Annotated in this window: 12 protein-coding genes and 1 other annotated feature; of the genes, 9 read left to right on the top strand and 3 right to left on the bottom strand. The window is 37.2% G+C overall.

Annotated features, from left to right (window positions below; genetic code table 11):
• Positions 1 to 20: 20 nt before the first annotated feature.
• Positions 21 to 248 carry a hypothetical protein gene (locus tag QFZ28_RS22570; RefSeq protein WP_307196736.1) on the bottom strand — a complete coding sequence of 76 codons (228 nt, stop codon included), beginning with the start codon at positions 246 to 248 and terminating at the stop codon, positions 21 to 23.
• 183 nt (positions 249 to 431) lie between these two features.
• Between QFZ28_RS22570 and QFZ28_RS22565 the strand changes: the two genes are divergently transcribed.
• The 4 genes from QFZ28_RS22565 to QFZ28_RS22550 all read left to right on the top strand — a co-directional run bounded on the left by QFZ28_RS22565 (position 432) and on the right by QFZ28_RS22550 (position 4,440).
• A complete protein-coding gene (locus tag QFZ28_RS22565) occupies positions 432 to 1,364 on the top strand; it encodes a beta-ketoacyl-ACP synthase III (protein WP_307196735.1) in 933 nt (310 codons plus the stop codon).
• Between the two features lie 49 nt (positions 1,365 to 1,413).
• Positions 1,414 to 2,655, top strand: a complete 1,242-nt coding sequence (gene fabF / locus QFZ28_RS22560) for a beta-ketoacyl-ACP synthase II (protein WP_307196734.1) — start codon at positions 1,414 to 1,416, stop codon at positions 2,653 to 2,655.
• A 120-nt stretch (positions 2,656 to 2,775) separates the two neighbouring features.
• Positions 2,776 to 3,585, top strand: coding sequence for a DUF2268 domain-containing protein (locus QFZ28_RS22555; RefSeq protein ID WP_307196733.1), 810 nt, complete (start codon positions 2,776 to 2,778; stop codon positions 3,583 to 3,585).
• 108 nt (positions 3,586 to 3,693) lie between these two features.
• The gene (locus QFZ28_RS22550) at positions 3,694 to 4,440 is read left to right on the top strand and encodes a YjbA family protein (RefSeq protein ID WP_307196732.1); all 747 of its coding nucleotides are present in this window, start codon (positions 3,694 to 3,696) and stop codon (positions 4,438 to 4,440) included.
• A 43-nt stretch (positions 4,441 to 4,483) separates the two neighbouring features.
• Here QFZ28_RS22550 and trpS read toward each other — a convergent pair whose 3' ends face one another.
• Together trpS and QFZ28_RS22540 are read right to left on the bottom strand one after the other, a co-directional pair.
• Complete coding sequence (trpS, locus tag QFZ28_RS22545; protein ID WP_307196731.1) at positions 4,484 to 5,473, bottom strand: tryptophan--tRNA ligase; 990 nt, start codon at positions 5,471 to 5,473, stop codon at positions 4,484 to 4,486.
• A 57-nt stretch (positions 5,474 to 5,530) separates the two neighbouring features.
• Positions 5,531 to 5,775, bottom strand: a binding site (T-box leader).
• A 64-nt stretch (positions 5,776 to 5,839) separates the two neighbouring features.
• Entirely contained in the window at positions 5,840 to 6,025 is a 186-nt protein-coding gene (locus QFZ28_RS22540) for a hypothetical protein (protein ID WP_307196730.1), read from the bottom strand.
• A gap of 416 nt (positions 6,026 to 6,441) precedes the next feature.
• Between QFZ28_RS22540 and spxA the strand changes: the two genes are divergently transcribed.
• The 5 genes from spxA (at position 6,442) to pepF (ending at position 12,649) form a co-directional block, all read left to right on the top strand.
• A complete protein-coding gene (spxA, locus tag QFZ28_RS22535) occupies positions 6,442 to 6,837 on the top strand; it encodes a transcriptional regulator SpxA (RefSeq protein ID WP_045519743.1) in 396 nt (131 codons plus the stop codon).
• Positions 6,838 to 7,136: 299 nt separating this feature from the next.
• Complete coding sequence (mecA, locus tag QFZ28_RS22530) at positions 7,137 to 7,808, top strand: adaptor protein MecA (RefSeq protein ID WP_307196729.1); 672 nt, start codon at positions 7,137 to 7,139, stop codon at positions 7,806 to 7,808.
• Positions 7,809 to 7,877: 69 nt separating this feature from the next.
• Positions 7,878 to 9,389 (top strand): cardiolipin synthase, encoded by a 1,512-nt coding sequence (gene cls, locus QFZ28_RS22525; RefSeq protein ID WP_307197096.1) that lies wholly within the window; start codon positions 7,878 to 7,880, stop codon positions 9,387 to 9,389.
• Positions 9,390 to 9,498: 109 nt separating this feature from the next.
• Positions 9,499 to 10,695, top strand: coding sequence for a competence protein CoiA (locus QFZ28_RS22520; protein ID WP_307196728.1), 1,197 nt, complete (start codon positions 9,499 to 9,501; stop codon positions 10,693 to 10,695).
• A gap of 136 nt (positions 10,696 to 10,831) precedes the next feature.
• Positions 10,832 to 12,649, top strand: a complete 1,818-nt coding sequence (gene pepF, locus QFZ28_RS22515) for an oligoendopeptidase F (RefSeq protein WP_307196727.1) — start codon at positions 10,832 to 10,834, stop codon at positions 12,647 to 12,649.
• Positions 12,650 to 13,208 lie beyond the last annotated feature (559 nt).

Genomic DNA, 13,208 nt, shown 5'->3' with positions numbered 1-13,208 from the left:
CTGCCGTATACCACGGCAGCTTATTTTTTCTTTAAAAATCCTTGTACGAAAGGATAAACCATTTGAAGTAATGGTTTTAGGTTTTGGGAGGAATCCCTTAATTTGCTTATGTTTTCTATTATTGATTCAATATCAAGTGAAGATGAATTCGACTGAGGAACACTATGATGTTTGCCCCGTATACTCTCTCTTCGATCCCCAAACATCATTCTTGAAAAGCGATCATCTCGATTACTTTCTTTTCCCATGATTTGCCCCCTCCTTATAGTATGATTCTCCTTTAGATTATGAAGTTTATGAACAAATGGTATGGACATAAGCGGGGGATGGTTTATTTAATTGTTGCTTAACCATACTTTTATTTGATAAAATTAGTACCAAGTCATAATAATTGATAATAATAAAAGATTAATATATAAGGGGATGATTCCTTGAACGCTGGAATTATTGGAGTTGGAAGGTATTTACCAGAAAAGATTGTAACCAATGCAGATTTAGAAAAAATAATGGATACAACAGATGAATGGATTCGAACACGGACAGGCATTGAAGAACGTCGTATCGCAGATGATAACACTAATACTTCTGATATGGGGTTTGCTGCTGCTCAAAAAGCCATTGAAAATGCTGGAATCACTCCTGAAGATATCGATTTAATCTTGGTTGCAACCGTAACACCAGATCAGCCATTCCCTTCTGTAGCCTGTATGCTTCAAGAACGGTTAGGTGCAAAAAAAGCTGCGGCAATGGATGTTAGTGCAGCTTGTGCTGGTTTTATGTACGGTATCGTTACTGGCAAGCAGTTTGTTGAAGCTGGAGTTTATAAGCATGTCTTGGTGGTGGGTGTTGAAAAACTTTCAAGGATTACCGACTGGAAAGACCGAAATACTGCAGTCCTATTTGGAGACGGTGCTGGAGCCGTAATTGTTGGAGAGGTATCCGAAGGCAGAGGTATTCTTTCCTTTGAGTTGGGTGCAGATGGAACTGGTGCTAAGCATTTATACCAAGAAGAGTATATTATTATGAATGGACGGGAAGTATTTAAGTTTGCAGTGCGACAGATGGGTGAAAGCTGTATTAATGTACTCGAAAAGGCTGGACTGACAAAAGAGGATGTTGATTTCCTTATCCCTCATCAAGCAAATATCCGTATTATGGAAGCTTCTAGACAAAGGCTTGAGCTTCCGATAGAAAAAATGTCCAAGACTGTTCATAAATATGGGAACACTTCAGCGGCATCTATACCGATTTCTATTGTTGAGGAAATAGAGGCTGGAAAAATCAAAGACGATGACCTCGTTGTTATGGTAGGTTTTGGTGGTGGATTAACATGGGGCGCCATTGCGATTAGATGGGGTAAATAAAGGGAATTAGATAAATATACAATGAAGTGTATTAAAGGAGATGTCTTATATGGATAAGCGCAGGGTTGTGGTAACAGGTTTAGGAGCGGTTACCCCGCTTGGATTAGATGTTGAAACAACATGGAAAGGGATTATTGAAGGAAAGTCTGGGATCGGACCTTTAACAAGAGTAAATGCAGAAGAGTATCCTGCAAAAGTGGCCGCACAGATTAATGACTTTAATCCTGAATCCTTTATGGAAAGAAAAGATGCAAGAAAAATGGACCGTTTTACTCAGTATGCCGTTGCATCAGCACTGATGGCAGTTGAAGATGCTAAACTAACGATTACGGATGAAAATGCGCACCGTATTGGAGTGTGGATTGGTTCAGGTATTGGCGGAATGGAAACTTTTGAAGAGCAATATGAAATCTTTCAAAAAAGAGGTTACAAGAGAGTAAGTCCATTCTTTGTACCAATGCTGATTCCTGATATGGCAACTGGTCAAGTCTCAATTACCCTAGGTGCAAAAGGATTTAATTCTTGTACCGTTACAGCATGTGCAACAGGAACGAATTCAATTGGTGACGCATTTAAAGTCATTCAGCGAGGTGACGCTGATGCCATGATTACAGGTGGAGCAGAAGCGCCGATTACAAAGATGTCGGTTGCTGGATTTTGTGCGAATACAGCTCTATCGACAAATCCAGATCCTAAGAGTGCAAGCAGACCATTTGATAAAAATCGAGATGGTTTTGTTATCGGTGAGGGCGCTGGTATCATTGTTCTCGAAGAATTAGAGCACGCATTAGCACGTGGTGCGAAAATATATGCTGAAATCGTTGGCTATGGTGCTACGGGAGACGCATATCATATAACTGCACCAGCCCCAGGTGGTGAGGGCGGCGCGCGTGCAATGAAAATGGCCATTAACGATGCTGGACTAGGTATTGAAGATATCGATTATATTAATGCTCATGGAACGAGTACTGAGTATAACGATAAATTTGAGACGCTTGCAGTGAAAGAAGTTTTCGGAGTTCATGCTTACAAGCTGGCAATCAGTTCAACCAAATCAATGACTGGTCATCTTCTGGGAGCAGCAGGTGGTGTTGAAGCGATCTTTACTGTACTTGCGATGAAAGACAGTATTCTCCCTCCAACCATTAATTATGAAACAGCAGATCCAGAATGTGATTTAGATTATGTCCCGAATAAGGCACGTCAAAAAGAAATAAAAGCAGCAATGAGTAACTCTCTAGGCTTTGGCGGCCACAATGCAACGATTGTCTTCAAAAAATATGAAAAATAAGCAGCCTGACCAGGGTTACACCTGGCAGGCTATTTTTCTTTTATGAAGACAACCAATACCCGAACCACTTTTCATACCAGTCATAAAATGTAACTAAATGATATGGTATGGAGTGAGGAAATGGGGATCATTCGAACAGATAAATGGCTGGACGAGGAGTTTGACACTCCATCGAAAATATGCGAAAAGCTGGTTTCTGCGTTCAAGGGACTAAGTGCCCCCAAAATCTATAATCAATTAACAGGTTTCGGGATGTATCGAGCATCTAGATTGACTAAGGAAATTTTCAACTCGATGAAGGAAAACATGGTTTGGGAAGAGGTAGAAGGTATTTTTCAGGAATATAAAAGGAAATGGGGAGGACCAGACATCCCTATCTACCTTTTTCCAATTGGTCAAAATAAAAGCTTCTTTTCTAGACAAGAAGAAAAGGTTAAGGGTGGAGTATCATACCCGGATAAAATATTTTTATTTCTTTCAGATAGATTAAATTCAAGAGAGTTAGAGGCCCTATTTGTCCATGAATACCATCACATTTGCAGGTTAAATAGACAAACTAAAAGATTCGATGATTATACCTTACTGGATTCTATTATTATCGAAGGGCTCGCAGAATACTCAGTTCTCGTTCATTGTGGGAGAAACTATTTAGCTGATTGGTGTACGATGTATTCAGAAACTGAATTAGATAACTTCTGGGAAAAATTTTTACAAGGCAACTTAAACGTAAAAAAGAGTGAAAAGAAACATGATGATCTGTTGTATGGGGCAGGAAGGATTCCAAAATTACTTGGATACGCGGCGGGCTTTAAAATTGTTGAAGATTATTATCGCCATAATCATTATTCTACAAAACTATCCTTTACTTTGCCTGCAAAGAAGTATTTATTGACTGAACATAACTATCCAAAAAAGGGCCGAAAAAAATAGGCTTTTTTTTGTGCGCTCAATAAATAGTATTTGGTTCTTCAGGAATAAATTAACTTATGTCTGCCCATACTGATTGACAAACAGTTTCTTGAAGTGAGGGGTTGTACAATGTTGTATCTTCATGATGTTTGGGTAAATTGGTTTGAAGGTGAAGAAAACGGATATAATGTGTGCCACTTTCATGAATGGCGCAAAGATGACGGTGTAGAGCTGTTAGACCAAGCTCCTTTGTTAAAAGTAGAACCGATTCTCTTTAACTATATCGAGAACGATCTCTCAGAATTACCTCAACAGCTTCTAGATGATATTTTTCAAAAGGCATATTTAAGAAAAAACCATGAAAGAGTTCAGCTTGAGTATTGCTTCGTGGTTACAGATGGGGTTGGAATATTAGCAGTTGATACAATCGGATATTCAATACCGATTAGAAAGAGCAGACTCATACCGAGACAGGAACAGCTTGTTTACGAGATGATTGCAAATCATGATGCAAAAAAATATCATTTTCAACAGAGTTCAGTGGATAAGGATTTTCATATTTTATCACCTGAGCCTGAATTAATGACTGGATTAACACGAAAAGAGCGTCAGCTAAAACAGTTGTTATTTATGGCACTTGATCAATTACATACATCTCAGAATGAGGCAGAAGTACGCTATTGGTTTACTGAATGGTGCCCAGAGCGCTACTCAGCTATTCAGGAATTAAACTTTGAGAATGCTTGGCAACAGTTGTTTGAGGAAACAAAATACGGATGGTCTAAACGGCATGAAACATTTTGTGAGAATCTAATAAAAGGTCAGCCATTTTTTGAAAAGTTATGGGAAATGGAGCACGGTCCTAAAGTAAATTAAAAAACAGGTCACGGAAAGGTTAATAACCTCCGTGACCTGTTTTTTAGCGTCTTTTTCTTCCTAATCCCATTGCATTTTCCATTTTCTTGAGGGTTTTGCTTGCTACTTGGTTTGCTTTTTCAGCGCCTTTGTCCAAGATTCTGTCTAGTTCTGTTGATTCCATTAGGTTATTATATTTTTCTTGGATTGGCTCAAATACATCTACTACTACTTGTGCTAAATCGCCTTTGAAATCGCCATATCCTTTGCCTTGATACATTTCTTCAATCTCTGGAATGGTTTTATTGCTGAGAATGGAATAAATGGATAGCAAGTTAGAGATTCCAGGCTTGTTGATTTTATCAAATTTAACAATCCCTTCAGAATCTGTAACCGCACTTTTTATTTTCTTCACAATTTGTTTTGGCTCATCTAAAGGTGTAATAAACGCTTTATTGTTTGGGTCAGATTTGCTCATTTTCTTTGTAGGTTCCTGCAATGACATAATCCTTGCGCCTACTTCAGGAATGCGAATATCTGGGATAGTTAAAACTTCCCCATATTTTTTATTAAATCTATCAGCTAAATCACGCGTTAATTCCATATGCTGCTTCTGATCTTCTCCAACTGGAACAAGATCGGTATTATATAAAAGAATGTCTGCGGCCATTAATGGAGGGTAGGTTAATAAACTTGCGGAAACCGCGTCTTTACCAGCTGACTTATCCTTAAATTGAGTCATCCTTTCCAATTCACCAATATATGAAATACATTGCATCATCCATCCTGCTTGGGCATGAGCTGGAACTTCTGACTGGATAAACAAGGTTGCTTTCTCTGGATCAATCCCAACAGCCAAGTAAAGGGCTGCTAAACTGCGGATATTCTTTCGAAGCTCTAACCGATCCTGCGGGACCGTTATCGCATGTTGGTCGACGATGCAAAAGTAGCAATTAAAATCATTTTGCAGTTCAACAAATTGCATCATTGCCCCAATATAGTTTCCAAGTGTAATGGTGCCACTTGGCTGAATTCCTGAAAAAATTGTCTTCATGAGCGAAATCCTCCTAAATTATATATATAAATAAAAAAACCATTCGTCCCCAAAAACGATAGGGACGAATGGTTCGCGGTACCACCCTAAATTACTCAAAAGAGTCACTCAATTCCAGAACTATCTTTAATGGATAGCTTGGTATCCTTTTAACGCAAGGTAAACGTCTTTTCCTACTGATCATTAAGAAGTTCAGAAAGAAGCTCAAAAGTCCATTCGGTATTTTTCCGTGTTTGTTTTCACCAGCCACAAACTCTCTGAATCGGTTCAAAATACGTACTACTCTTTGTCATCGCCAAAGCAAATAATTTATTTATTTATTCTTATTATAGATAATTGTATAATGGGAATCAAGTCAACAAAAGATTACTTCTTCTTCCCGCCAACGCCTTTCCATCCTGTTTGGAATCTGGCGCTTTGGTCAACGAATTCAGAGCGTTTTTTTCCTCCGAAAACCTTTTCACCGAAACCATTTGTCATTACACCCATAAATGCAGTAATTCCAATAATTAAAATCGCAACCATCAATAAATCAGCTATGTACCCGGCCATGAAAATACCTCCATATTCAAATAAAAAGTTATATTCAACTGTTTGTATTGTTTATTTCACCTTATTTATATTTTAAAAGAACTTGAGCCGTATTAAAAGAGGTAAAGCAAGAAAAACATTAAAAGTTGCAAAAAAATGAAGGCGTTTTCATTAAGTGAGGTTTAATTGAGAATATTTCCGGGTATAGAAAGGATGAAACTTTTTCGTTATTTTTTCGTCTAATATAATGAAAAGAAAAAAATAGGCTAAAAGTTTGACATTCAATAAATTTTGAAAAAGGGATACCTTTTTTAGAAACAGTGGTGTATAATTAATGATATAAATTACTTATTTATAATAATTTTAATCAAGAAACATAAATTTTGATAGATTTACTATAGAATTGGATAGTAATTAAAAGAGGAGTGTGGAGAAGAATGGTAACATTATACACTTCACCAAGTTGTACATCATGTCGGAAAGCAAAATCATGGTTAGAAGAACATGAAATTCCATATACTGAAAGAAATATTTTTTCTGAGCCATTATCAATCGAAGAAATCAAAGAAATTCTTCGTATGACTGAGGATGGTACGGATGAGATTATTTCTACAAGATCAAAGACTTTTCAAAAATTAGATGTTAATTTAGATACTATGCCGCTTCAGGATTTATTTGAATTAATTAAAGCAAATCCTGGATTATTACGCCGCCCGATTATTATTGACGAGAAGCGTCTGCAGGTTGGATATAATGAGGACGAAATTCGACGGTTTTTACCGAGAAGAGTACGTACCTTCCAATTAAGAGAAGCGCAGCGTATGGTAAATTAAACTAATAAGACTAAGCCTTCAAACTGAAGGCTTTTTTTGCACCCCTTTTAGTTTGAGATTTCAGTGTAATTTTGTTACAATATAAGGAATATCTAATTAATAGGCAAATTAATGGTTTTTGCAATTATGGGTAATTTTATTTCCCAATTTGATACTTTTGACATAAAATGAAAGTACAAGGATTATATTCTTTTTTTCATTACATTAATAAATCCTTTCTACTTGGGTAATTGCTAAAAAGCATTGTCTGCTGGGGGTATATTGTCCCTTCAATAAGGAAACGGAAGGGAGAGGTAACGATGGAAATCGAACGAATTAATGAGAATACAGTAAAGTTTTACATCTCTTATGGTGATATAGAAGAACGAGGCTTTGATCGAGAAGAAATTTGGTACAATCGGGAGCGAAGTGAGGAGCTTTTCTGGGAAATGATGGATGAAGTTCATCAAGAGGAAGAGTTTGTAGTCGAAGGTCCGCTGTGGATTCAAGTGCAGGCGTTAGAGAAAGGGCTAGAAATTCTTGTAACAAAAGCACAGGTCTCAAAGGATGGACAAAAGTTTGAGCTGCCAATTCCAAATGAAAAATTAAAGGATCTGCCAGTTGATGGCAATATTGAAGATATCTTGGATCACCATTTCAATCCTGGACATCGCGATGATGATGACCTTTTACTTGAAGAGGAGTCTTTAGAGTTTTTAATTGCTTTCAAAGATTTTGAAGATGTTATTATGTTGTCAAATCGGGGCGGATTAGATGATTTAATCACTGTGTTGTACAACTTTGATAATAAATATTATTTATATACTGAGTTTCCTGAGGATTTGTTTGAAGAGGACGAAATTGATGATATCCTAAGTATCCTGCTCGAATATGGTTATGAAACGCAGTTAACCATCCATCGAATTCAGGAGTATGGTAAAAAGATAATTTCTGAGAATGTTTTTGCTGAAATAAGAAAACATTTTAAATAAACGTGCCGATTTCGATTTTTGAAATCGGTATTTTTTACATAGGTTAAACTCTGTTTGAGGGTGATGAGACTGAAAAACACAGTAAGGGTTGTCTTGTTTTTACTGGTTCTATCCATACTTATGTTTTTCTTTAAAGAGTATTTAAATGATGGAATCTTTGGTTTTCTCAGCCTTTTAATAACGTTGTCTGTTATTTTTATTGGATTCGTTATTTTTTTAGAGAACCGGCATCCAACACAAACCATAACCTGGCTGGTTGTTTTGGGGAGCTTTCCACTAGTGGGTTTCTTTTTCTATTTACTTTTCGGAAGAAATTATCGTAAGGAAAAAATGTATCGGAAGAAATATTTTCTTGATAAACAAGCCTTTTTGACAGTGGAGGGTGAAAATGACCCGCGAAGTGAAGAGAAACTTGGACTTATGGCCGAGCACCAAGCAAGGCTATTTACTTTGGCACAAAAATTGGGTAACAGTCCGATTTCCTTTGATACAGCTACAAAGGTACTAACCAACGGGGAAGAAACCTTTCATCATATACTTGAGCAATTGAATAGAGCTAGGCATCACATCCATATCGAGTATTATATTGTCCGCGATGATAGGATTGGACAAGAAATTAAAGAGATATTAATTGATAAGGCTTCACAAGGGGTTAAAGTCCGATTCCTATATGACGCAGTAGGTTCCTGGAAGTTATCCAAAAAGTATATCAACGACCTAAAAAACGCTGGCGTAGAAACGGTTTGTTTCGGTCCTGTTAAGCTGCCATTTTTAAATAATAAATTTAATTTTAGAAATCACCGCAAAATTATTGTCATTGATGGGATGATAGGGTTTGTGGGCGGCCTAAATATAGGTGATGAATATTTAGGAAGAAATCACACATATGGCTTTTGGCGAGACACCCACTTAATGTTACGTGGAGAGGCTGTAAGGTCGCTGCAGTTAATTTTTTTACAAGATTGGTATTATATGACGAACCATAGCTTTTTAACAGCAGAATATTTGTCACCGCAGATCGATGAAAAAAATCATGGCGGTGTTCAATTAATTGCCGGTGGTCCCGACAATGAATGGAGTGTTATTAAGAATATCTTTTTCTCGATGATTACATCAGCAAAGGAGTCTGTTTGGATTGCCTCACCATACTTTATCCCTGATGAAGATATATTTTCAGCGATAAAAGTGGCTGCTCTTAGCGGCATTGATGTAAGATTACTTGTACCTAACCGCCCAGATAAACGAATTGTCTTTCATGCTTCTAGATCCTATTTTCCTGAGCTTTTGGAAGCTGGTGTAAAGGTCTATGAATATGAACGCGGGTTTATGCATAGTAAAATTGTGATTGTCGATCATGAACTTGCTTCAATTGGAACTTCAAACATGGATATGCGCAGTTTTCATTTGAATTTTGAGGTAAATGCTTTTTTATTTCGTACAAAAAGTACTCAAAAACTAGTAGCGGAGTATATTAATGATCTAGAATATGCGAAACAGCTTGAATTAACCTCTTTTGGGAAGAGACATATTGGCTTACGGTTAATTGAGTCTACAGCAAGGTTACTATCACCGCTTCTTTAAGTTCACAAACCCGTCATAATGGCGGGTTTTCTTTTTATTTTAAAATTTTAAAAAAGGATTTTGTATAAGAAAACACGAATGTAAGAAAAGAAAAGGAGGTAGATAACCATTGCTGACGGCACAAATGAAATCTGGTACCATATTTAGCTTAGGCACGGAGTATAAGAAAGAGATGCTGCTTATAATACGCAAAAATGAAGAATTTTTTTGTCCAGCTTGTGGGGAGCGAGTTTCTCTTAAATTGGGGAATCAACGAATTTTTCATTTTGCCCATCGAAGCGGTACGGTTTGCAGGGATTTTCATGAGAGTGAAACGCTTTATCATATGAAAGGTAAACTTCAACTATATCAGTGGCTAGAAAGACAAGGAATTCCTGCAGCATTAGAATTTTATGATTCTATTATTAAACAACGCCCTGATATCGTATTCCAATATGGTGGAAACAAATATGCATTGGAATACCAGTGTTCGCCGATTTCAGAAGATATATTTATCAAGCGAACAGCAGCTTATTACCAACAAAATTACATTCCTCTTTGGATCATGGGCAGTAAACATATGAAAGCAAAAAGGAAAAATATCTTTTCTTTGTCGGGCTTTGATTATTTCTTTTTAAGAAAAACAAAGGATAACCATTTGATCCTTCCTTCTTATTGCCCCGAAGAACAACAGTTTAAAATCCTCAGTTCAATCCAACATTATTCCATAAAAAATGCACTCGCATACGTTACCCATTACCCTCTCCAAAAAACGGTTATAGAAGAAATTTTAGCACCAAAACCAACCAATCATTTCAGTTTTGCCAAATGGACAATGGAAATGGAGAAATTTATATGGAACTGGTCACTCCATCCAAATCCTGAACTAAATCGATTTCTTCGCGAAATCTATATGCATAACCTCAACTTATATTTACTTCCCCCTGAAATCGGTTTACCCGGCAGCCAATCGCTATTCATTCAAACACCTCCAATTATTTGGCAAACCTATTTGTACTTAGATGTTCTGCAAGATAAATCACCTAATGACCTAATAGACTTGAGGGTAGTAGAAAGACATTACAATAAGAGAATAATGAAAACCGAGATTATTAACAGGAATATGCCTCAACTGCCAAATGTAATATCCTTTAATGCAGTGAAGGAGTATTTTCTGCAACTAGAAAGACTTGGAATACTCACAAACAAAAGCGAGACTGTTTTTCAACTCCAAACTAAAATCTTCATCCCAAAATCAAATCGGGAAAAGGAAGAACGCAGGAATGAATTTTGTCAAAAAAATAAGTTCATCCTTGCAAGTATATAAATGAAATATAACTTTAGGGCATAATATATTGGGTAAAGCTAAAAAAGTTAAAGGAAAAACAACAAAAAAAGGAGAATAATTAACAGGGTTAAAAATTTTTTTCGTAATCCGAATATTCTTGAATGGAGGATGAAATATGGCAAACGAAGCTGCAGTAAAGGCGCTGCCTTCAAGAAGTGAAATTCCTGTTGAAGATACATGGAGATTGGAAGATATCTTTGCTAGTGATAAAGAATGGGAAAATGAATTTCGAGATGTGAAAAGCCAAATATCTGGAATCAAAGAGTTTGAAGGGAAACTTGGGGAAAGTGCCAATACTCTTTATAATGCTCTCCAATTTCAAGATAAGCTGCTTGAAAGAATTGGCAAGCTTTATACATACGCCCATATGCGTTATGACCAGGATACAACGAATTCCTTTTACCAGGGATTAGATGACAGGATGAAAAATCTATATTCGCAAGCTGGCAGTCAATTAGCTTTTATTGTTCCTGAAATTCTTTCGCTAGAGGAAAGTAAAGTGAATGGGTTTTTAAATGAAAAACCTGAATTAAAGCTTTATGAGCATGCGATTGAAGAGATCAATCTTCAAAGACCACACGTTTTGTCAGCAGAGATGGAGGCATTATTAGCAGAAGCTGGCGAAGTAATGGACGCTTCCAGCAACACCTTCGGGATGTTAAATAATGCAGATTTAAAGTTCCCTTCCGTAAAAGATGAAAATGGTGAAGAGGTTGAGATTACACACGGCCGATATATCCGTTTTCTCGAAAGTGCCGACCAAAGAGTTCGCCGTGATGCCTTTAAAGCAGTTTACGAAACATATGGAAAGTTCCGCAATACCTTTGCCAGCACTATCAGCGGGAATGTGAAAAAAGATAATTTTAATGCAAGAATCAGAAAATATGATTCTGCCAGGCATGCAGCACTGTCTGCAAATAATATTCCTGAAAGCGTGTATGATAATTTAGTAAATACGGTAAATGATCACTTATACTTATTACACCGTTACGTGAAACTCCGTAAAAAGGTTTTAGGGGTAGACGAACTGCATATGTACGATCTTTACACTCCTCTTGTAAAAGATGTCAAAATGGAAATCCCTTATAAACAAGCAGAAGAGCTTGTGATAAAAGGGCTTGCTCCATTAGGGGAGGAGTATTCACAGATTCTAAAAGAGGGCTTTGAGAACCGCTGGGTAGACGTACACGAAAATAAAGGAAAGCGAAGCGGAGCATATTCTTCTGGAGCATATGGGACAAATCCATATATTTTGATGAATTGGCAGGATAATGTGAATAACTTATTTACGCTGGCCCATGAATTTGGCCATTCCGTCCATAGCTACTATACAAGAAAAAATCAGCCATATCCTTACGGAAACTATTCTATTTTCGTAGCGGAAGTAGCCTCAACATGTAATGAAGCACTATTAAACGATTATTTATTAAAAACGATTGACGACGAGCAAAAAAGAATTTATTTGTTAAATCATTATTTAGAAGGCTTCAGAGGCACTGTATTCCGTCAAACGATGTTTGCTGAATATGAACATTTAATTCATCAAAAGGCTCAAAATAATGAGGCCCTAACAGCAGACTCATTGACCAGTGAATATTATGCTCTAAATAAGAAGTATTTTGGTGAAGAGGATATCGTAATCGATGAGGAAATCGGCTTAGAATGGGCTAGAATTCCACATTTTTATTACAATTATTATGTATATCAATATGCTACCGGCTTTAGTGCAGCAACTGCGTTAAGCAAACAGATTCTAGAAGAAGGCGAGCCAGCGGTTAAACGCTATATCGATTTCTTAAGCTCTGGTAGCTCTGATTACCCAATTGAAGTACTAAAGAAAGCCGGAGTAGATATGACAAGCGCAGACCCAATCAGAGACGCATGTAAAGTATTTGAAGAGAAACTAAATGAACTAGAGCAATTATTATCTTAAAGGGATGTGTGAAGCTAATTTCCGATATTAGCACTCTGTTGATTGGAGCGGAAGGCACGAAGACTCCTCGAAAATGCTATCGCATTTTCTTCGTGCGTGGGCGGATTCGCCGATGAAAAATCAATGTCCTGCGGGAGGACGGGGCAGGGGAGACCCCGCAGGCGCTTAAGCGCCGAGGAGGCTCCCCGGACCGCCCGCGGAAAGCGAAGTGCCTCGTGACAGGCAGAAACCGTCTGTCCCTGCGGTGATTATTCGAAGAAGCTTTCCTTAGTGGAGCGGAAATCAACAGACCTGATTACACAGCCAAATAATTAAAGGGAGAGTACCAATTGTACTCTCCCTTTAAAACCCTTTGAATCTTTTCCTATCATTCAGGTAAAAAAGAAACATAAAAATTCCAATAAAAAAAAGTGGAATACTAATGATCAAAGGAAAGACCTTCATTAATGCAAGAATATGAAGAGAAAATCCGAAAATAAGAAAGATAATCATTAAAATAACTGGTAGATTCTTCATTGAACATGCCACCTTATTCTTGGTATCAACTAGTAATAGTGTA

This window comes from Neobacillus niacini, from assembly GCF_030817695.1.
GTDB classification, from domain to species: domain Bacteria; phylum Bacillota; class Bacilli; order Bacillales; family Cytobacillaceae; genus Neobacillus; species Neobacillus niacini_F.
Note: the sequence above shows the minus strand (reverse complement) of the source record. Positions and strands in the feature narration are given on the sequence as shown.

Bases quoted from the DNA above. Each gene is read 5' to 3' on its own strand.
- QFZ28_RS22550 (WP_307196732.1), top strand. From the start codon at position 3,694: ATGTTGTATCTTCATGATGTTTGGGTAAATTGGTTTGAAGGTGAAGAA.
- fabF (WP_307196734.1), top strand. From the start codon at position 1,414: ATGGATAAGCGCAGGGTTGTGGTAACAGGTTTAGGAGCGGTTACCCCG.
- QFZ28_RS22570 (WP_307196736.1), bottom strand. From the start codon at position 248: ATGGGAAAAGAAAGTAATCGAGATGATCGCTTTTCAAGAATGATGTTT.
- QFZ28_RS22555 (WP_307196733.1), top strand. From the start codon at position 2,776: ATGGGGATCATTCGAACAGATAAATGGCTGGACGAGGAGTTTGACACT.
- pepF (WP_307196727.1), top strand. From the start codon at position 10,832: ATGGCAAACGAAGCTGCAGTAAAGGCGCTGCCTTCAAGAAGTGAAATT.
- QFZ28_RS22540 (WP_307196730.1), bottom strand. From the start codon at position 6,025: ATGGCCGGGTACATAGCTGATTTATTGATGGTTGCGATTTTAATTATT.
- spxA (WP_045519743.1), top strand. From the start codon at position 6,442: ATGGTAACATTATACACTTCACCAAGTTGTACATCATGTCGGAAAGCA.
- trpS (WP_307196731.1), bottom strand. From the start codon at position 5,473: ATGAAGACAATTTTTTCAGGAATTCAGCCAAGTGGCACCATTACACTT.
- mecA (WP_307196729.1), top strand. From the start codon at position 7,137: ATGGAAATCGAACGAATTAATGAGAATACAGTAAAGTTTTACATCTCT.